Below are 21,411 nucleotides of genomic sequence, written 5' to 3' on the forward strand. Positions count from 1 at the left end.
ATTTTTGCTAACGGCTTGTCATCAGTTGTCGATCCAAGGCTTAGCGGCTTCCAGGACGCAGCCAGTCTGACAACAGGTCGCCAAAAAGGCTGAATCCCAATCCGGTTAATACGATGGCTATACCGGGGAAGATAGTTATCCACCATGCGGTATCCATAAAGTTTTTGCCGGAGGCGATAAGCACACCCCATTCTGCCGTTGGCGGTTGCGCACCGAGGCCGAGATAACCGAGGCTCGAGCCGAGCAGAATGGCCAGCGCCATGTCCGTCATCCAATACACCAGCGTGGTGGTAATGACGTTCGGCAGCACGTGGCGGAAGATAATCCTCGGCGTGCTGTAACCCATGACCTTGCCCGCCGCAACGTACTCCAGCCGTTTCTGAATGCTGACTTCGCCGGCGATAAGCTTGGCGTAAAACACCCAGTAAATGATGCCGACGGCGATATACATGCTGTTCAGGCCTGGGCCAAGGATAGCGACGATGGCAATCACCAGCACCAGTAGCGGGAAGGTGACTACCGCATCAACAATCCTCTGGAATAACATTTCGGCAACGCCGCCGAAATAGCCCACCAGCAGGCCAACCAGAGTGCCGAACACCATCGGGAACAGCGTGGTGAAAAAGGCAATTTGCAGGTCTATCTGATAGGCGTAAACCACGCGCGAGAAGATGTCGCGACCAAAGTTATCGGTGCCAAAAAAATGTTGCAGGCTTGGCCCTTTGAGGATGGCGCGATAGTCAAACTTCAGCGGACTCGCTGTGGCCACCAGATGTGGGAAAAACGCCATTAGCAGGCTGAGCGCCAGAATGACGCAGCCGAGAACCGATGACCACGGCAGATGTTTGCGCCATTTTCGGGTGATTGAACGTTGGGCAATGAGCTCACTCATCGTGCTCTCCTCGGGTCAATCATCACCTGCACGATGTCGGTGAGCAGGAAAATCAGCGAGACCAGTACGGACAGTACGATGACCAATCCCTGAATCATCGGGTAGTCGCGGCTGAAGATGCTGTCGACCATCAGCCGTGCGATGCCCGGCACCGCAAACACGGTTTCGGTTATCACCGCGCTGCCGATAGTGGTGCCAATATTGAGCGCAAACAGGCTCAGCATCGGAATCAGAGAGTTACGCAGAACGTGGCGCATCAGCACCACGCGCGTGCTTAACCCTTTCGCGCGGGCGAAGGTAATGTATTCGGCGTCGAGCACCGCAATAATGGAGTTTCTCAGGCTGCCTATCAGCACCGAGGTAATACTGACCGCCAGCGTCATTGCGGGCAGAAACAGGTGATAAACCCTTTGTCCCCAGGTGTCGCCGTAGCCGCCGACCGGGAACCAGTGTAATTGAGCGGCGAATACGGTCAGCAGCACCAGCCCGATATAAAAAGAGGGCATCGACAGCGTGACCTGTGACGCACCGCGTATGGTGATATCGGTGGCGGTATTGCGCTTAAGCGCCGAGACAAAGGCCAATGGGATAGCCATCACTACCGAGAACAGGGCGGCCATACCGGTCAACAGCAGCGTCACCGGTAAGCGTTCGGCGATGACCGAGGTCACCGGCGCATGCATCGCATAGGAGTTCCCCAGATGTCCGCTGGCAATTTGGCGCACAAAATAGACAAACTGCACCGGCAGAGGCTGGTCGAGTCCAAGCTCTTTGTTGATGCGGGTGACGTCGGCGTCGGTAGCACGATCGCCTATCATCGCACTGGCCGGATCGCCGGGCAGCAGGCGCACGATAGTGAAGGTGACCACTAAAATCACCAGCAGCGTCGGAATAATCAGCAGGATGCGTTTAAGGATATACGAAAGCTCAGTCAAGGCTCACTCCCAAACCCGTCATCACTGGCGCTGTAATTCAAAGGATGACAGCGCCAGGGATCAGGTTTTTACTCGGTGTAAAAAGACCCGTTACTTCTTCAGCCAGGTCTCGGTGAAGATGTTATTACCCAGCGGGATCTGCACGAAGCCCTGCACGTCTTTCTTGAGCGCGACAGGGTAGGAGCTCTCATACAGCGGAATGGTTGGACCGCTGGTGTTGTAGATATCCTGAATCTGCTTGTACTCTTCGGCGCGCTTGGCCGGATTGATTTCCTGCTGCGAGGCTTCGAACAGTTTGTCTAGCTCGTCGCTCTTCCAGCCGGAGTGCAGCGCCTGAATGTTCTTCGAGTAGGCGTAGTAGGACGTAATCTCGTTCGGATCGGCGATATCGTCGGTCCACGGCCCAATACGCGTGCTGAAGTTACCCTTGCGGAAGTTGGCGTTCAGCGTGGCGTTGTCCATCTGGTTGATGGTCAATTTGACGCCAATCTGCGCCCACATCTGTTGCAGGCCGGTGGCGATGCTCAGGCTGTCTTCGTTACCCGCCAGAATATTCATGCTGGTGCTGAAACCAGCAGGATAACCGGCCTCTTTCATCAATGCCTGCGCCTTCTCGACGTCGACCGGCCACAGAGGTTTGGTGCCTGAGTTGAGCGGGGTAGAGGTCGACATAAACGAGGTCATCGGCTTGCCGAGACCGAAGGTCACCAGCTGGATAATACCGTCTTTGTCGGTGGCATAGTTCAACGCCTCACGCACCTTCGGGTTCGCCAGCGGGTTTGGCTTGCCGTCGATTTCAGGACGGGCATTCACACTCGCTACTTCTACGCGGGTAGAGGGGAACAGCGCCATATTTATCGCCGGGTTGCCCTGTAGCTCTTTAACGCGTGAATAAGGAATAAATTCTGCGCCGTCCAGCTCGCCGGACTGTAGCTTCAGAATACGGGTGGCGTCGTCAGGGATGATTTCAAACTTGATGCTGTCGAGGTAAGGCAGCGCCTTGCCGTCCGCGCCCTTGGCCCAGTAGTACGGGTTGCGGACCAGCGTCATGGTGGAATTATGCTGCCACGACTTTAAGACAAACGGGCCGGATCCAATCGGATGTTCGGCGAATGCCGCCGCTTTGTCGTGGTCGGTCGCGCCCGGTTCCGCCTCAAACTGCTTCTCCGGCATGATAGCGGTATTGAACACCGTCAGCGCAGTCAGGATCGCCGGATCGGTATGCGACAGATGGATAACCACAGTATGCGGATCGCTTATCGTAACGTTATCGATTGCGCTGACTAGAAATTGCCACACGCCGTTGCCCGGCTTGGAGGCACGCTCAAGCGACCACTTAACGTCTTCAGCGGTAATCGGTGAGCCATCAGAGAATTTGGTGTTGGGGCGCAGGGTCAAGGTGACGCTTTTACCGTCTTCAGACAGTTTCCACGCCGTTGCCAGGCCTGGCTTGAAGCCTTTGCCGTCGTTGGTCGGTAACAGCAGCGTGTCGTAGAGATTGGATAAGATCCAGATATCGTTATTGCTTTCGTTAAGTACGGGTTCGAGGAAAATACTGTCGCCAAAGCGACCGTAGGTCAGTGTACCGCCGCGCTGTACTACCTCTGCGGCCTGGGCGGAAATCGCGTTGAGCGCGCCCGCGGCCAGTAGTGCAATTAAAGTCAATTTAGGCATAACTTTCATTACCTTGCCTCTCTGTTAGTCAGAATAAAATGTTTGTCAGGAACGACTATGCCGCCCTGAAAAACACCAGGGGCGGAGCCTGCAAAAATGGCGGTGATGATTGTGTTCTAGTTAACTAATACGATAATTGAAGCATTGGTCACAGATTGTCAATAATCAGCGCAAAAAAAATGCAACAAATGAGCTTTTGTTATTAAAGTTGGCGATTTTATCGCTATTTATTTTTTATAACATCTTGCATTGCCGTAAAAAACAGCATTATTGTATTAGCAGACCAGTACACTCATCAAGGCAGAGTATGGAATTCCACCTCGACCGTGACTCTTCAATCCCGCTGGGCGCACAGCTGCGCGGCATGATTGAATATGCGATCACCTTCGGCGCGTTAAAGCCTGGGGAGCAGCTTCCTTCGGTGAGGGAAATGGCCGACATACTCGGCGTCGCACCCATGACTGTGGCGCAGGTCTACCGCGAGCTCAAGGCGGCGGAGCTGGTCTACAGCAAGCCCGGTGCGGGCACGTTTATCGCCGATGCGTCGATGCTGGTGGGGTCTTCGGGGCTGAATCTCGACGAGCTGCATCAACATCTCGACGCGTTGATTAACTGCGGCATCCTGCTCGGTTTCAGCGCTACCGATTTAGGCGCCCTGGTCAGCAATCGCTTCAGCGAAAGGCAGCGGCAGCTGAAGAAGAAAACCGTATTTTTGATTGGTAATTTCATCGATTCGGCAAGGGATTACGCGCATTGCATTGCGGAAACGCTGGGTGAGATTGCAGTAGTAGAAGCCACAACCCTGACCGACCTGAGAAATGACGAACTGCTGCGTCAGCACGTTTCTAGTGCCGATCTGCTGTTAACCTTTGCCCACCGTCGGCGTGAGGTCAGCCAGCTGTTTCCGGGTCAGGCATTGATGAATATTAGTTTTATACCGTCAGAAACCACGCGACGTTCGCTGGCCTCGCTTGAGCCGCTGACCCGCACGCTGGTGGTATCGATTTTTCCAGAGTTTACGTCGCTGATGACTCACGGCGTAGCGCGTTTTGCACCACACGTTACCCAGGTCACCGTGGTCCACCGCGATGACCCTCAGCTTGGCGAATTATTAAAAGAGACCGATGCACTGGTGTACGCCACTGGCGCTCAGGATCTCACCGCTCAGTTGAGTGAAGGGCAGATTTCTTTTGAGTACAGGCATGTTCCTGATGCAGGAGAGATTCAGCGGGTCGTCGTTCCGCTGCTGCAGCAGGAAATTTTACACGCGTCCAACACCGGGGACCGCAATGAAAATCAGTGAAATGAACTGGCAGCAGTTAGAAAGCTATTTAACCACCGACGATCGAGTGATTGTGCCGCTCGGCAGCACCGAGCAACATGCTTTGCTCAGCCTGTCGGTGGACTCGATTTTGGCAGAAAGGGTAGCATCAGAGGCCGCAGAGCCTTATGGTATTCCTGTCTTCCCCGTAATGCCCTTCGGGATGACGCCCGCGTTTAGCGACTATCCCGGCACCATCAGTCTGAGTATGCAAACCTATGTCTGTCTGCTTAACGACATTCTTAACAACCTGAAGCGTCAGGGATTTCGTCGAATTTTGTTCGTCAACGGTCACGGCGGTAACTCGCCTGCGCAGAACATTTTCAGCGAATGGATGGTCAATAATCCGGGCGTGACGGTGCAGCTGCACAACTGGTGGAATGCGCCAAAAACCTGGGAAAAAGTGATGTCCATCGACCCCGTCGCTTCACACGCTTCGTGGATGGAAAACTTCCCGTGGACGCGTTTAGCCGGCGTAACGCAGCCGGACCAGCAAAAGCCGATGGTCGATTTGGTCGCTCTGCGGAAAATGGACCCGACGCGCGCCAGGGCTTACCTCGGAGACGGCAACTACGGCGGTTACTACCAGCGGGCCGATGACGAGATGCTGGCAATCTGGCAAACCGCACTGGCTGAAATCCGCGAGGTTATTGACGCGCTGTAGGCTGCCTTTCATGAATCCACGGCGCGAGACGCGTCAAGGTTTACCTCTCGGAGGAGGAACGCATGTCAGTAGCCACTCAGCTTGAAGAAGAGAGTTACCCTGAACAGCCTCAGGCCTTGGCACCGCTGGTCATTTGGGGCGCGGGCGCCATTGGTGGTGCAATAGGCGCCTCCTTTATCGAGGCCGGACAGCCGGTGATTTTTGTCGATAATGTCGCCGAACATGTCGCCGCTATCAATCTGCACGGTCTGCGAATTACCGGCCCGATGGGCGATAAAACGGTGCATGCGCAGGCGTTTTTACCCGAGCAGCTTGAAGGTTTACATTGCGGTGTGCTGCTGGCGGTCAAGTCACACCACACCGCCGCCGCCATTCATCAGATAGCGCCCCTCCTTGCTCCTGAAGGTTACGTCGTCTCGATGCAAAACGGCCTCAACGAGCGGGTCATTGCCGACGTGATAGGTGCCGAGCGCACCGTTGGCGCATTTCTTAATTTTGGGGCAGACTTCCTCGAACCGGGCGTCATCCACCACGGTGGACGCGGTGCGGTGGTCATCGGCGAACTGGACGGAATCACCCGGCCGCGCACCGAGGCGCTTTACCGCCTCCTTCAACATTTCGACCCTGCCGCTGTTCTGACGCCCAATATCTGGGGATTCCTATGGGCAAAAATGATTTACGGCGCGCTGCTGTTCGCCACTGCGCTCACCGACGACAGTATTGCCGACGTGCTGGCGATGCCGCGCTTTCGCCCAGTATTGACCCAGCTTGCGCGAGAAATCGGTGCAGTAGCGCATGCGCAGAACATCCTCCTGGAGGGCTTCGACGGCTTTGATCCTTCGGCGTTTCTGCCGAATGCTACGCCCGAGCACACCCAACAATCCTTTGACGACATGGTGGCGCACAATCGCCGCTCGGCAAAGTCGCATTCCGGCATCTGGCGTGATTTGGCGGTGCGTAAACGCCAGACCGAAATCGACGCGCAGATTGCTCCGGCTATCGATATCGGCATCGGCTTTAACCTGCCAATGCCGCTGACCACGCGACTGGTGCAGCTTATTCATCGGGTTGAACGCGGTGAACTGCCGCAGACCTTTGAAACGCTGGCGCGGCTTGAACTTCATGAGACGGGAACGCCTTAATGCAAAATCCTTTTGATTATTCGCACCGCACGGTGCTGGTGACCGGCGCGGCGCAAGGGTTTGGGCGTGCGATTTGTCTGGCGTTTGCCCAGCGTGGCGCGCGGGTGATTGCCTGTGATATTCAAAAACATCTTGTCGAGGAGACGGCGGCGCTGTGTGGTGAAACGGCGCTGGCGTATGAGGTCGACATTAGCTCGCCCGAGGCGATTAGCGTGCTGTTTAGCTCCCTTGAGGCGCGCCATCTGAGCGTCGATACATTGGTCAATAATGCGGGCGGTGTGGTGGGACAGCAGGGTCAGCCGCTTGAAGAGGTGACTTTTGCCCAGTGGCAGGCGATTGTCGCGGTTAATCTTAACGGGGCATTTTTGATGTCTCAGGCGGCGGTCGTGGGCATGAAAGCGCACAAGTTCGGCCGCATTATTAATATCTCGAGCCGGGCAGGGCTGGACATCAGCCTGACCGGCATTCAGGCCTACGCCAGCGCCAAGGCGGGACAGATTGGCCTGACGCGTCAGCTGGCGCATGAGCTGGGGCCGTGGAATATTACCGTCAATAATGTCGCACCCGGTTTTATCCGCAGTAATCCGTCAACGGAAAAACAGTGGGAAGCGATGGGCAGCGAAGGTCAGAAACGTCTCATCGACAATATTGCCCTCAAACGCCTCGGCGTGGCGGAAGATATCGCTCATGCGGTGCTCTATTTTGCCTCAGACTGGGCAAACTGGGTCACCGGGCAGATTCTGAGCGTCGACGGCGGAAAATAACTTTTTACGGCTCTCCTAACGTGAGAGCCTCATCAATTATCCCCATAGTTTTTATCCCTTTAATCACAAAACGTTATCATTTACATTGTTGTGTAAAGTATCTGTCTCCACGAATCATCCGGAGATGTTTACTTGCGCAATCTTTACGTTGCCCTAAAAACAGTCTCCCTGTAAATTCTGGATAATGGACCTTTCTGGTTGAACGACCTTTTTCAGCTGTTTTCTTCCCATCACTCGTGCGAACTAAGAAATTTATGCTGCCAACTGCCACATCTCGCTCTAAAAGCCGCAAAACTTTGTGGTTTATTCTCGCTGTAATCGTACTGGCGTTCGTAGCCTGGTTCTTCATTTTTCATAAAAGTGCGTCAAAAGGCGGAGCGCCTGAGGGCAATGCACATCACCGTGGCGGTATGCGCGGCGGAATGAGAGGCGGAATGCCGGGGATGGGAGGAGGCGCAACGCCGGTGCAGGCGGGTGTCGCATCACAGGCTAATGTGCCGGTGTATTTGCGCGCGCTGGGCACCGTTGTCCCGAACGCGTCGGTTACCGTCACCAGCCAGGTGAGTGGTCAGCTGATGAAAGTCTACTTTACCGAAGGGCAAAAAGTCGAAGAAGGCCAGCTGCTGGCGCAGATTGACCCGCGCAGCTACCAGGCGACGCTCGAACAGTATCAGGGCGACCTGGCGCAGAATCAGGCGCTGGCTAAAAGTGCCGAACTGACGCTGGCTCGCTACCGTAAACTTTACGCGCAAGACTCACTGGCGCGTCAGGACCTCGAAACTCAGGAAGCGACTGCCGGGCAGTATAACGGTGCAGTCAAAGCCGATTTGGCGCAGATCAATGCGGCAAAACTTAACCTTGTCTATGCGCGCATTACCGCCCCTGTCAGCGGTCGCGTAGGCCTGCGTCTGGTTGACCCGGGCAATATCGTCAGCAGCAGTTCGACCACCGGGATTGTTACCATCACTCAGACTCAGCCGATTGCCGTGACCTTCAGTGTGCCGCAGAGCAACCTGCAAACCATCATGAAAGCGCTGCACAACGGTCAAAACTTGCCGACTACGGCTTTCGATCAGGACGGCAGCAAGGTGCTCGCACAGGGAAAGTTGCAGTTTATGAGCAACCAGATCGACACCACCACCGGCAGCGTGGAGCTTAAGGCGATATTCGACAATAAGGATGACGCGCTTTATCCGAACCAGTTCGTGAATGCGCGTCTGCAAATTGGTACGCTGGAAAACGCCACGGTAATTCCTTCTGCCGCGCTGCAGTTAAGCTCCGACGGCGACTTCGTTTATGTGGTCAAGCAGGACGGCACGGTCGTGCGGCAGGCGGTAAAAGCCGGTCCTAACTATGGCGATGACCAAATCGCCGTGCTCTCGGGTGTCACGCCGGGGCAGCAGGTGGTGACCACCGGTATTGACCGCCTTAATGACGGCACCAAGGTTCAGGTGGTCTCCGCTGACAGCATCGCGGCCGCCGCAGCCGGGACCAAGAAAACCGATAAAACCGGCGTAGACAAAGCGACTACCGGCAAAGACAGCGGGCCGAAATGAATCCATCACGCCTCTTTATCCTAAGGCCGGTCGCCACCATTCTATTGATGGTGGCCGTGCTGTTGTCAGGGATTTTCGCCTACAACATGCTTTCGACTTCGGCGCTGCCGCAGGTTGACTATCCCACGATTCAGGTTACGACGCTGTATCCGGGCGCAAGCCCTGACGTCATGGCCTCGGGGGTTACCGCACCGCTTGAGCGTCAGCTCGGGCAGATGGCTGGCCTGAGCCAGATGTACTCTACCAGTTCGACCGGCTCTTCGATTATCACCCTGAAGTTCTCGCTGGACCTGTCTCTGGACGTGGCCGAACAAGAGGTTCAGGCGGCCATCAACGCCGCAAACAGCCTGTTGCCGAGTGACTTGCCGAATCCGCCGACCTATAAAAAGGTCAACCCGGCCGACAGCGCCGTTATAACGCTGGCGGTCACCTCAGATTCTCTGCCGCTGACCAAGGTGCAGGATCTGGTCAATACCCGTATGGCGCTCAAACTGTCGCAGATTTCAGGCGTGGGTCTGGTCACGTTGGCCGGTGGACACCAGCCTGCGGTGCGCGTTCAGGTGAATCCACAGGCGCTGGCGGCACATAATTTGACGCTGGAGGATATCAACACCCTTATCAGCAACAGCAACGTCAATGGTTCGAAAGGAGGCTTCGACGGCCCGCATCACTCGATTACTATCGATGCTAACGACCAGCTGCGCACCGCCGACGAGTACGGCAACCTGATTGTGTCCTATAACACCAGCAACGGCGCCGCCCTGCGTCTGCGCGATATCGCGACGCTGAGTGAAGCGCCGGAGAACCAGTATCTCTCCGCGTGGGCCAACAACAAACCGGCAATCATCATCAACGTGCAGCGTCAACCGGGTGCCAACGTTATTTCGGTGGTCGATGACATCAAGGCACAGCTGCCTAAACTGCAGGCGGCACTGCCGGACTCTGTCAAAGTCAGCATTATTTCTGACCGCACGCAGACCATTCGTGCCTCAATCAGTGACGTGCAGTTCGAACTGTTGCTGTCGATAGCGCTGGTTGTGATGGTGACCTTCCTGTTCTTGCGCAACGTTGCCGCGACGCTTATCCCGAGCGTCGCCGTCCCCCTCTCGCTGGTTGGCACCTTCGGCGTGATGTACCTGTGCGGATTCAGCCTCAATAACCTGTCGCTGATGGCCTTGACCATCGCGACCGGCTTCGTTATTGATGACGCCATCGTGGTGGTCGAGAATATCTCTCGACGACTCGAAGAGGGCGAAACGCCGATGCAGGCGGCGCTGAAAGGCTCGCAGCAGATTGGTTTTACCATCATCTCACTGACTTTCTCACTGATTGCCGTACTGATCCCACTGCTGTTTATGGGCGACGTGGTCGGTCGTCTGTTCCGCGAGTTTGCGATTACGCTGGCGGTGTCGATTATCGTGTCGATGCTGGTCTCGCTGACGCTGACGCCAATGCTGTGTGCCTACCTTCTTCGTCATATTCCGGAAGAGAAACAGAGCAAGTTTTACCGTAAGGGCGGGCAGGTATTTGACAAACTGATTGCCGGTTACGACCGCATGCTGACCGTGGTGCTTAATCATCAGCGTTTAACGCTGTTGGTCGCGCTGGCGACACTGGTTTTAACCGGTCTGCTGTACCTTATCGTGCCGAAAGGATTCTTCCCGTCGCAGGATACCGGCCTGATTCAGGGGATAACGATGGCCTCGCAGGACGTTTCGTTCAGCGAAATGGGCCGCAGGCAGCAGGCACTGGCTGAAATTATTCTCAAGGATAAAGACGTCGAGAGCGTGGCATCGACCATCGGCGTTGACGGTAATAACACCAGCCTGAACAGCGGTCGCTTGCAGATTAACCTCAAACCGATTGCCGATCGCGACGATCGTGCCCCGGCAGTGATTGCGCGCCTGAAGCAGGAAACGGCCTTGGTTGCGGGCATCCAGCTTTATTTGCAGGCCTCGCAGGACCTGACCGTCGACGACCAGGTTACGCCGAGCCAGTATCAGTTCATGCTCTCGGATACCGACAGCACTAATCTGGTGAGCTGGACGCCTAAACTGCTCGATAAACTCAGCCAACAGCCGGAATTTAACAGTGTGGTCAGTAACCTGCAGCAGCAGGGGCAGGTCGCCTATGTTGATCTCGACCGCGATGCGGCTTCCCGCTACGGCATTACCGCGTCGGACGTCGATACCGCGCTGTACAACGCGTTTGGTCAGCGTCTGGTGTCGACTATCTTTACCCAGGCGAACCAGTATCGCGTCGTGCTGGAAGTCGCGCCGAAGTATCAGCAGTCACCGGATTCGTTTAACGATATTTATCTGGCAGGCAGCAACAGTTCCAGCAGCTCGAGTTCTAGCTCGTCAAACTCCAGCAGCAGCTCAAGTTCGAGCAGTTCAAGCTCTGACAGCAGTTCGAGCACCAGCAGCACCAGTTCGACCACCACCTCTTCGTCAAGTACGCCAACGCCGATGGTGAAGCTGACCTCGATTGCCAGCATTCATATGCGCACCGGCGCACTGTTACAGGCGCGTTTGAACCAGATGCCGGCGGTGACGGTTTCGTTTAACCTCAACGACGGTTACTCAATTGAACAGGCGCAGGAAGCTATCAAGAAGACCAGTGAAGAGATTGGTCTGCCCGAGAGTATCAGCCTGAGTTATCAGGGAGCTGCCGCCTCGTTTGAAAGCGCTACCGGCAACACGCTGTGGCTGATTTTGGCCGCGCTGCTGACGATGTATGTGGTGCTGGGTATCCTGTATGAAAGCTTTATTCACCCGGTCACCATCCTGTCCACGCTGCCGTCGGCGGCGGTGGGAGCGCTGCTTTCACTGCTGTTTGCCAACACCGAGTTCAGCCTGATAGCGCTCATCGGCGTGATATTGCTGATCGGTATCGTGAAAAAGAACGCCATTATGATGATCGACTTTGCGCTGGAGGCGGAACATAAGCAGCATCTGTCGCCACGCGATGCGATTCATCAGGCCTGCCTGCTGCGTTTCCGCCCGATTCTGATGACTACCATGGCGGCGCTGATTGGCGCGCTGCCGCTGATGCTCGCGAGCGGCAGCGGGGCCGAGCTGCGTCAGCCGCTGGGTCTGGTTATCGTCGGTGGGCTTATCTTCAGCCAGGTACTGACGCTGTTCTCTACGCCGGTTATTTATCTGATGTTTGACCGACTGGCTACGCGCTGGCGTCCTGCCCGCCGTAAAGTACAGGAACAGGAATGAATATTTCCCGCTTCTTTATTTTCCGACCGGTGGCTACGCTGCTGGTAACCCTGGCCATCGTGCTGCTGGGGTTGCTGGGCTATAACCTGCTGCCTGTGGCGCCTTTGCCGCAGGTGGATTTCCCGACGGTGATGGTCTCGGCCAGCCTGCCGGGTGCCAGCCCGGAAACCATGGCTGCCACGGTTGCTACACCGCTCGAGAGGGCGTTGGGGACCATCGCGGGCGTCACTGAAATGACCTCGTCAAGCTCGCAGGGTTCGACGCGGATAGTGCTACAGTTTGACCTGGATCGCGACATCAACGGCGCGGCGCGTGACGTGCAGGCGGCTATCAATGCCTCGCGATCTCTGCTTCCCAGCAGCATGCCTTCATTGCCGACCTACCGTAAGGCAAACCCGGCCGATGCGCCGATTATCATGCTGGCGTTGACCTCAGCCACGCGCAGCAACGGCGAGCTGTACGACATTGCGTCGAGTCAATTGCAGCAAAAGATTGCCCAGATTAACGGCGTAGGGCAGGTTTCACTGACCGGGAGTGCTTTGCCCGGTGTGCGCATCGACCTGCGTCCGCAGGCGATCAGTTCTTATGGGATCTCGCTCGATACTATCCGTACCGCGATAGCCGACAGCACCACCAACCTGCCGAAGGGCGTATTGCAGGGCAACGGTCAGTCGTGGATGGTGGAAGGGAACGGTCAGCAGAGCACCGCAGCCCAGTACCGTCGCCTGATTGTGACCTATAAGAACGGCACCGCCATTCGTCTGAGCGATATCGCCAACGTGTATGATTCTGTGGAAGACAAGTACAACGTCGGCTACTTCAACGGCATGCCGTCGGTGATGATTGCGGTTACCCGTCAGGCCGGTGCCAACATGCTTGATACCATCGACGCCATCAAGGCCGCATTGCCAGAGATGGAGCACGAACTGCCGGGAGACGTAAAACTTAACCTCGGACTAGACCGTTCTCCCACCGTCTCTGAGTCACTGCGCGACACAGAGAAAACGCTGCTTGAAGCCACACTGTTGGTAATTGCCGTGGTATTTGTGTTCCTGCGTAATATTCGTGCTGTGTTGATCCCCGCGCTGGCATTGCCGGTTTCACTGATCGGCACCTGCTCCATCATGTACCTGCTGGGTTACAGCCTCGATAACCTGTCGCTGATGGCGTTGATTATCGCAACGGGATTCGTGGTCGATGATGCCATCGTGGTGCTTGAGAACATTACCCGGCATATTGAAGAGGGCTTGAGTCCCGTCAGAGCGGCGATTCGCGGTGCGGGCGAGGTCGGTTTTACCGTGCTTTCAATGACGCTGTCGTTGATCGCGGTATTTATTCCGATTTTGCTAATGGGCAGTATCGTTGGGCGGCTGTTCCGTGAATTTGCCGTCACGTTGTCTATCTCTCTGGTCATCTCGATGCTGGTGTCGCTGACGCTGACGCCAATGCTCTGCGCCCGCTTCCTGCGCCGCAGGCCGCCGGTAGAGAAACGCCAACCCCGTATCTATATGTTGATTGAGCGCTGGCTGAATAAGCTGTTGCAAGCTTACTCGCGCGGATTGAATTGGGTGATGCGTCATCAACTGTTAACGATGTTTGTTCTGTTGCTTACGGTTGCGCTTAACTTCTATCTCTATACCGTGGTTGAGAAAGGCTTCTTCCCGGAGCAGGATACCGGCATGGTGTTTGGGATGCTGCGCGCGGACCAGAACACGTCGTTCCAGTCTATTCAGCCACAGATGATCAACTACGCCAAAATTATCCAGCATGACCCCGATGTCGCGGCGGTAATGAGCTCGGCGGGCAGCGGCGGTTTCGGTTCACGTAATACCGCTAACTTTTTCATACGCCTGAAAGATTTTGATCAGCGCAAATCCACGGCCAACCAGATTGCCAACCGCATCATGATGGAAACCTCCAAGTTGCCCGGTTCGCAGCTGTTCCTGATGGCGGCACAGGATTTACGTATCGGTGGCCGTAGCGCGAATGCGGAATATCAGTACAGCCTACAGGCTGACGATCTAAACCTGCTGCGCGAGTGGGGGCCGAAAGTGAAGGCCGCGCTGACGGCACTGCCAGAGCTGACGGGCGTCGACTCTGATGCCCAGACAGGCGGTCAGGAAGTGATGCTAAACATCGACCGCGATAAAGCGACGCGCCTTGGTGTGAACGTTAAAACCATTGACGCAATGCTCAATAACGCCTTTGCGCAGCGTCAGGTGGCGACCATCTACAAGACGCTGAACCAGTATCACGTGGTGATGTACCTGACGCCGGACTTTACCAGCGATCCTGACGTATTGAAACAGATGTATGTGATAACCAGCGGTGGAAACCAGGTCCCACTCTCGGCGTTTGCTACCTTTAGTAGCGCCAATGCGCCTCTGTCAGTGGCGCATCAGGGGCAGATGGCGACCACTACGCTGGCGTTTAACCTGGCCGACGGCGTGTCCATTGAGCAGGCGCAGGCCGCCATCAAGACGGCGATGGCGCAAATTGCTCTGCCGGATACCATTCAGGCGGGTTATGCGGGCACGGCGCAGGCATTCCAGGCGCTGGCACAGCAGATGCCGTGGCTGATTCTGGCTGCGCTGGCCGCGGTGTATATTGTGCTCGGCATGCTGTATGAGAGCTATATCCACCCGCTGACTATCCTTTCTACGCTGCCTTCTGCGGGGCTCGGTGCGCTGTTGCTGATGCTGATAACCAATACGCAGCTTACGGTGATAGCCCTCATCGGTATCCTGCTGTTGATAGGTATCGTGAAGAAGAACGCGATTATGATGATCGACTTCGCGCTGGACGCCGAGCGTAGGCTGGGGCTCACGCCGCAGCAGGCGATCGTTCAGGCCTGTCTGATGCGATTCCGTCCGATCATGATGACTACGCTGGCGGCGTTTTTTGGTGCTCTGCCTCTGGCGCTGGGCAGCGGGGGGGACGCCGACTTGCGCAGCCCGCTCGGGTTGGCGATTGCGGGGGGGCTGGCATTGAGTCAGGTTCTGACGCTGTTCACCACGCCGGTGGTGTATTTGTATATGGATAGAAGCAGTCGTGCGACCAAGCGTTTGTGGGCGCGTATTCGTCCGCACCACACGCCAACTGGGGCGCAGGATCATGAATAATAGTTATCTCAATAAAGTGAAGCCGGTGATGACAAGTCCTAAAGCAGGTTCAATAGCGTTTCGTCTGGCTCCGCTGGCGCTGGCATTGATGGTCGTCGGCTGTGCCGTCGGCCCTGATTATCATCGTCCTGCGGTTACCATGCCGACCGAGTTCAAAGAGGCCAAAGGCTGGACCGCGGCCGCGCCGAAAGAGAATCAGACCAAGGGTGACTGGTGGGCGGTTTATCAGGACCCCCAGCTCTCCTCTCTGATGAGTCAGGTGCAGATTTCCAACCAGAACGTTGCTCAGTACGCCGCGCAGTACCGTGAGGCGCAGGCATTGGTGACGCAGGCGAGGGCGGAGCTGTTCCCACAGGTGACGGCAACGGTCGACAGTACCCGCAGCGGCACGGCGACAACCACCAGCAATCAGCACTCCGCCGAGCTTGGGGCAAGCTGGGAGCTCGACATCTGGGGCAAGCTGCGCCGCACCGAGGAAGAGCAGAAGGCCAATGCGCAGGCCAGCGCGGCAGACCTAGCCAACGCCACCTTGAGCGCACAGTCTGAGCTGGCGCAGGACTACTTTCAGCTGCGCGTGATGGATGCACAAATTGCGCTGTATGAGCAGAGTATTCAGGCCTATCAGCGCTATTTGACCGTGATTCAGAATCAGTATACCGGCGGCAACACCTCGCGTGCGACGCTGGCGCAGGCGCAGACGCAGCTTGAAAGCACTAAGGCCTCGGCGCTGCAGCTCCAGTGGGAACGTGCGCAGCTCGAGCACGCTATCGCTATTCTTATCGGCAGGCCTCCGGCGCAGTTCAGCCTGGCGGCCGAGCCTATCAAGTTCACGCTGCCGGCCATTCCGGCTGGGTTGCCTTCTCAGCTGTTGCAGCGTCGTCCAGACATTGCGGCGGCCGAGCGCACCATGGCGTCGGCCAACGCTGCCGTGGGCGTGGCGACCGCTGCCTATTATCCTGACATCACCCTGAGCGCATCGGGTGGTTTCAGCAGCTCGGTGCTACACAACCTGTTCTCACTGCCAAACCGCGTCTGGTCACTGGGACCTGAGCTCAGCCAGACGGTGCTCGATTTCGGCGCTACGCGCGGCAAGGTGGCTGAGGCTGCGGCGACTTACGATGCGGACGTCGCGTCTTATCGTCAGACCGTGCTGACCGCCATGGGAGAAGTTGAGGATTATCTGGTTGAACTGCGCGTGATTGACAGCCAGATGGTGGCGCAGAAGAACGCCGCGGACTCTGCCAAGGAGTCTGCGCGGGTGACCTACAATCAGTATCAGGCGGGGATGATCGATTATCTTGACGTTGCCACTACGGAAAACACCAGCCTGACGCAGCAGCAAAGCGTTCTGTCGTTGCTCAGTACGCAGATGGTCACCAGCGTGAAACTCATCGCCGCGCTAGGCGGTGGATGGCAAGCCCCGGACGAGAAATAATCCCGATAAAAAACGCCCGCCGAGGCTGGCGTTTAGCGCTCAGGGGAAATAAAAAAAGGCCGCAACGTTATCCGTTGCGGCCTTTTTTACAGGCTTAACAGCCAAGTGGAAGGATTATTTCTTCCAACCGCCGCCCAGTGCCTTGAACAGCGTGATGTCGGAGTTCAACTGAGCCAGCTTGACCGAAATCAGCGTCTGCTGCGCTGCGTACAGGGAACGCTGTGCAACCAGCACGCTCAGGTAGTTGTCTACGCCGCCTTTGAAGCGCTGCTGCGACAGGTCGTAGTTGCGCTGGTTGGCGTCGGTAGCCTGTTGAACAGATTTCAACTGGTTGCTGTAGGTTGCCTGACCTGCCAGACCGTCAGAAACCTCTTTGAAGGCCGTCTGAATCGCTTTCTCATAGTTAGCGATCTCGATTTTCTTCTCGGTTTTTGCGATATCCAGGTTCGCGCTGTTCACGCCGCCGTCAAAGATAGGAATACTGATTGACGGGCCGAATGACCAAGCGCCTGTGCCGCCCCTGAACAGATTGCTCAGGCTTCCGCTCTCGGTACCGGCAGAACCGGTCAGAGAGATGCGCGGGAAGAAGGCGGCACGTGCTGCACCGATGTTGGCGTTAGCCGCTTTCAGCGTATGCTCGGCTGCGATGATGTCCGGACGACGCGTCAACAAGTCTGAAGGCAGACCTGCTGGCGTTTGCGGGAAGTTCCAGTTGTCTTTCAGGCTAGCATTTTGCAGCAGGTTGACTGGGATCTCGGTACCGACCAGCAGAGTCAGGGCGTTTACGTCCTGACGAACCTGACGGGTGTACTGGGCGATATCAGCCTGTGCACTGCGTACGGTGGTTTCTGCCTGCGCCAGGTCCTGCGAGTTACTCACGCCCTGATCGAAGCTACGCTTGGTCAGGTTGTAAGAATCGGTCTGGCTTTTGGCCGTATCGATAGCCAGCTTCAGCAAGTCGTTATCCGCCGCCAGGCTCAGATAGCCTTCTGCCACTTCCGACACCAGCGTGATTTGCGTTGCACGCTGAGTCGCTGCCGTAGCCAGGTAGGTCTCGAGACCCTGGTCACGCAGGCTGCGTACGCGGCCAAACAGGTCGAGCTCGTAGGCGCTGACGCCCACGCCCGCCGAGTAATCACGGTAGGTTACCGGACCGGTAGACTGCGTTGAGTATAGGCCGCCCGGCAGGTGCGTTGCGGTTTCACCGCCCGTTGCATCCAGCGTCGGCAGCAGGGCTGCACGGTCAATCTGGAAGGTTGCACGCGCCGTTTCAACGTTTAATGCCGCGACCCGAAGGTCGCGGTTGTTTGCCAGAGCTAAAGTAATCACCTGCTTCATATCAGGCTGATTAAAGAACTGACTCCAGCCGATATCCTGTACCTTCCCAGCGTCAACGCCTTTGCTGGTCGTCCAGTCACTGGCAACCGGCAACGCCGGTCGCTCGTACTTGGGCTCCATGGTACAGCCGGCTAATATAGTCAGTGTCAGCGCCGAGAAGAGGGGCAGCGCAAAACGTGGTTTATTCATGGTTCGAAACCTCAGTATCTAAAAGCGGCTTATCTTGTTTTTTTGACTTACGGGTAAATAGGTTGACCACGACCACGTAGAACATAGGAACAAAGAAAATCGCCAGGAATGTTGCTGTTATCATCCCACCGACTACCGCAGTACCGATTGAGTGCTGGCTACCAGAACCTGCGCCATGCGAAATGGTCAGCGGTATTACACCCAGGATAAACGCCATCGAGGTCATAATAATTGGCCTGATACGCAGTTTAGCTGCTTCGATTGCTGCTTCGGTGATCGACCTTCCCTCTTTTTCGTGTAGCTCTTTGGCAAACTCAACAATAAGTATGGCGTTTTTAGCCGCCAGACCCACCGTCGTCAATAGGCCTACCTGGAAGAAGACGTCGTTGGACAATCCACGGAGTAGTACTGCACCGATAGTACCCAGTATACCCAATGGGACCACTAGGATGACAGAGAATGGAATTGACCAACTCTCATATAGTGCTGCCAGACACAAGAACACCACGATAATTGACAGTGTATACAGCGCAGGGGTTTGAGAACCTGCCGCCTGTTCTTCGTATGACAAACCGTGCCATGCAATCTTGAAGCCTGGTGGCAGTTTTTTGGCAATATCGAGCACCGCCTGAGTTGCATCACCCGAGCTGTAACCCGGTGCTGGTGAACCCAGGATCTCTACGGAGGAGACGCCGTTGAAGCGTTCGAAACGAGGAGAGCCGTATACCCATTTGCCTTTACCAAAGGCTGACCATGGCACCATCTGACCCGCGCTGTTGCGGAAGTACCATTTGTTCAGATCTTCAGGCGTGACGCGCGAAGCTGAACGACCCTGCATGTACACTTTCTTAACGCGGTCATTGAACATGAACTGGTTAATGTAGGTTGAACCCCACACCGCAGACAGCGTGGCGTTGATGTCGCTCAGGCTCAGGCCAAGCGCCTGTGCACGTTCGTCATCAATTTCCAGCTGGTACTGAGGTTCATCTTCCATGCCGTTAGGACGTGTCGCCATCAGGCGTTTGTCTTGTGAAGCCATGCCAAGGAACTGGTTACGTGCGGCCATCAATGCTGCGTGACCCTGCGCGTTGGTATCTTCGAGATAGAAGTCGAAACCGGTGGCGTTACCCAACTCCAGAACGGCTGGCGGCACGAAGGCGAACACCTTGGCGTCTTTCAGCGTAGCGAAGTGAGCCATCGCGCGGTTGGCAATCGACTGCACGCTGTTTTGCGTACCCGGTCGGTCATCCCAGCTCTTCAGAGAAACGAAGCCGATACCGACGTTCTGACCACGACCGGCGAAGCTGAAGCCGTTGGCGGTAAACACGGAAACGATGTTGGCTTTCTCGTTCTTCTGGAAGTAATCACGCACGTCGTCCAACACCGCCTGAGTACGTTCGGCAGAGGCGTTGGCTGGCAACGTCGCCTGTACGAACAGGATGCCCTGGTCTTCGTCCGGCAGGAAGGTCGTTGGAACGCGAGTAAACATGTAACCCATCACCACAACGATAACCAGATAAATACACATGAACAGGCGACGACGGGAAATAACGCCCGCAACGCTTGAGGTGTATTTAGCCGCGCCTTTATCAAAGTTACGGTTAAACCAGCCGGCAAAACCGGTGGTTTTATGGTCTTCAGAACCTTGTTTAATAATGGTGGCACACAGCGCCGGAGTAAAGATAAGCGCCATCAGTACCGACAGGGCCATCGCCGAAACGATAGTTATCGAGAACTGACGATAGATAATACCGGTTGAACCCGCGAAGAAGGCCATCGGGATCAATACGGCAGACAGCACCAGGGCAATACCGAACAGCGCGCCTTGAATCTGCGACATCGACTTGATGGTCGCTTCCTTCGGCGGCAGTTTTTCCTCATGCATGATACGTTCGACGTTCTCGACCACCACGATGGCGTCATCCACCAACAGGCCGATGGCGAGTACCATCCCGAACATCGTCAGGGTGTTTATCGAGAAGCCAAATGCATTAAGCAGACCGAAAGTACCCAACAGAACAACGGGCACAACCAACGTGGTTACCAGCGTTGCGCGCAGGTTTTGCAGGAACAGCAACATCACGAAGAAGACCAGGATGATCGCTTCAATCAGGGTTTTCACCACTTCATGAATCGATGCACTCACCACCGGTGAGGTCTGGTATGGATACACAACTTCTACGCCTTGCGGCAGTGATGACTTCAGGTTGTCGATCGTCGCTTTAACCGCGTTAGCGGTATCCAGCACGTTTGCACCGGTTGCCAGACGCAGGGCAATACCTGTCGCCGGGCTGCCGTTGTAAGCCCCCGCAATCGAGTAGCTTTCAGGGCCGAGATCAATGTTAGCAATGTCTTTCAGGCGAACCTGAGAGCCGTCCGCATTCACTTTCAGCAGCACGTTTTGGAACTGTTTAACGCTGGTAAAACGAGTTTTACCGATGATGGTGGCGTTAAGTTTTGAATCTTTAATCGTTGGCAGACCGCCGAGTGAACCCGAAGAAACCTGAACGTTCTGTGCAGAAATCGCGGTAGTCACATCGCTTGGAACCAGCGAGTACTTATACATCTTGGCCGGATCCAGCCAGATACGCATCGCGTATTCTGAGCCGAATACCTGGAAGTCACCCACGCCTTTAGTACGAACGATAGGGTCTTCCAGCTTGGTCACCAACAGGTTACCCAGGTCGGAGTTGCTCATCTTGCCGTCGGTAGACGCTAGACCGACAACCAGCATGAAGTTCTGCTGATATTTGGCAACGCGGATACCCTGGTCGACCACTTCGCTAGGAAGCTGGGATTCGGCCAGTGAAACCTTGTTCTGAACCTGAACCTGCGCGATGTCCGGATCGGTACCCTGATCGAAGGTCACGATGATGGTGGCACTACCGTCGCTGGCACTTTGCGATTCGATGTAGCGCAGGCCATCAAGACCATTCAGCTGTTGTTCGATAACCTGAACCACAGTGTTCTGGGTCGTCTCTGCGGAGGCACCTGGATAGGTTACGGCAACAGAGATGGCTGGCGGCGCAATGTTTGGGTACTGGTTAACAGGCAATTTCATTATCGATAGCGCACCGGCTATCATAATGACAATCGCGACCACCCAGGCAAATATCGGGCGGTTAATAAAGAAAGTAGACATCTGTGTTCCT

At 55.8% G+C, this 21,411-nt stretch carries 13 protein-coding genes; 8 read left to right on the forward strand and 5 right to left on the reverse strand.

The genetic code is table 11. From position 1 onward, the window contains the following. Positions 1–40 precede the first annotated feature (40 nt). From O1V65_RS22550 to O1V65_RS22560, 3 genes are all read right to left on the reverse strand, one after another. A complete protein-coding gene (locus O1V65_RS22550) occupies positions 41–892 on the reverse strand; it encodes an ABC transporter permease (protein WP_017492004.1) in 852 nt (283 codons plus the stop codon). Continuing rightward, positions 889–1,827: an ABC transporter permease gene (locus O1V65_RS22555; protein ID WP_017492005.1), complete on the reverse strand. Its 939-nt coding sequence runs from the start codon at positions 1,825–1,827 to the stop codon at positions 889–891. The genes O1V65_RS22550 and O1V65_RS22555 overlap by 4 nt, the downstream gene beginning before the upstream one ends. A 90-nt stretch (positions 1,828–1,917) precedes the next feature. Next, positions 1,918–3,501, reverse strand: a complete 1,584-nt coding sequence (locus tag O1V65_RS22560) for an ABC transporter substrate-binding protein (RefSeq protein ID WP_225741529.1) — start codon at positions 3,499–3,501, stop codon at positions 1,918–1,920. A gap of 307 nt (positions 3,502–3,808) precedes the next feature. Here O1V65_RS22560 and O1V65_RS22565 point away from each other — a divergent pair, with 307 nt between their 5' ends. From O1V65_RS22565 to O1V65_RS22600, 8 genes are all read left to right on the forward strand, one after another. Next, the gene (locus O1V65_RS22565) at positions 3,809–4,804 is read left to right on the forward strand and encodes a GntR family transcriptional regulator (protein ID WP_017492007.1); all 996 of its coding nucleotides are present in this window, start codon (positions 3,809–3,811) and stop codon (positions 4,802–4,804) included. Continuing rightward, the gene (locus O1V65_RS22570) at positions 4,791–5,486 is read left to right on the forward strand and encodes a creatininase family protein (RefSeq protein WP_017492008.1); all 696 of its coding nucleotides are present in this window, start codon (positions 4,791–4,793) and stop codon (positions 5,484–5,486) included. The genes O1V65_RS22565 and O1V65_RS22570 overlap by 14 nt, the downstream gene beginning before the upstream one ends. Before the next feature lie 62 nt (positions 5,487–5,548). Next, the gene (locus tag O1V65_RS22575) at positions 5,549–6,628 is read left to right on the forward strand and encodes a ketopantoate reductase family protein (protein WP_017492009.1); all 1,080 of its coding nucleotides are present in this window, start codon (positions 5,549–5,551) and stop codon (positions 6,626–6,628) included. Continuing rightward, positions 6,628–7,392 carry an SDR family NAD(P)-dependent oxidoreductase gene (locus O1V65_RS22580; protein ID WP_017492010.1) on the forward strand — a complete coding sequence of 255 codons (765 nt, stop codon included), beginning with the start codon at positions 6,628–6,630 and terminating at the stop codon, positions 7,390–7,392. Before O1V65_RS22575 ends, O1V65_RS22580 begins: the two co-directional genes overlap by 1 nt. A gap of 254 nt (positions 7,393–7,646) precedes the next feature. Then, entirely contained in the window at positions 7,647–8,948 is a 1,302-nt protein-coding gene (locus tag O1V65_RS22585; protein WP_017492011.1) for an MdtA/MuxA family multidrug efflux RND transporter periplasmic adaptor subunit, read from the forward strand. Beyond that, positions 8,945–12,175 (forward strand): efflux RND transporter permease subunit, encoded by a 3,231-nt coding sequence (locus O1V65_RS22590; protein ID WP_017492012.1) that lies wholly within the window; start codon positions 8,945–8,947, stop codon positions 12,173–12,175. The genes O1V65_RS22585 and O1V65_RS22590 overlap by 4 nt, the downstream gene beginning before the upstream one ends. After that, a complete protein-coding gene (locus O1V65_RS22595) occupies positions 12,172–15,297 on the forward strand; it encodes a multidrug efflux RND transporter permease subunit (RefSeq protein ID WP_269130055.1) in 3,126 nt (1,041 codons plus the stop codon). Before O1V65_RS22590 ends, O1V65_RS22595 begins: the two co-directional genes overlap by 4 nt. Further along, positions 15,290–16,732: an efflux transporter outer membrane subunit gene (locus tag O1V65_RS22600; RefSeq protein WP_017492014.1), complete on the forward strand. Its 1,443-nt coding sequence runs from the start codon at positions 15,290–15,292 to the stop codon at positions 16,730–16,732. The genes O1V65_RS22595 and O1V65_RS22600 overlap by 8 nt, the downstream gene beginning before the upstream one ends. 114 nt (positions 16,733–16,846) lie before the next feature. Here O1V65_RS22600 and O1V65_RS22605 read toward each other — a convergent pair whose 3' ends face one another. Then, on the reverse strand, positions 16,847–18,259 hold the full coding sequence (locus tag O1V65_RS22605) for an efflux transporter outer membrane subunit (RefSeq protein ID WP_017492015.1): 1,413 nt from the start codon (positions 18,257–18,259) through the stop codon (positions 16,847–16,849). After that, a complete protein-coding gene (locus O1V65_RS22610; RefSeq protein ID WP_017492016.1) occupies positions 18,252–21,401 on the reverse strand; it encodes an efflux RND transporter permease subunit in 3,150 nt (1,049 codons plus the stop codon). The genes O1V65_RS22605 and O1V65_RS22610 overlap by 8 nt, the downstream gene beginning before the upstream one ends. Between the last annotated feature and the right edge of the window lie 10 nt (positions 21,402–21,411).

Origin of the sequence: Rouxiella badensis (assembly GCF_026967515.2) — a bacterium.
GTDB classification, from domain to species: domain Bacteria; phylum Pseudomonadota; class Gammaproteobacteria; order Enterobacterales; family Enterobacteriaceae; genus Rouxiella; species Rouxiella badensis.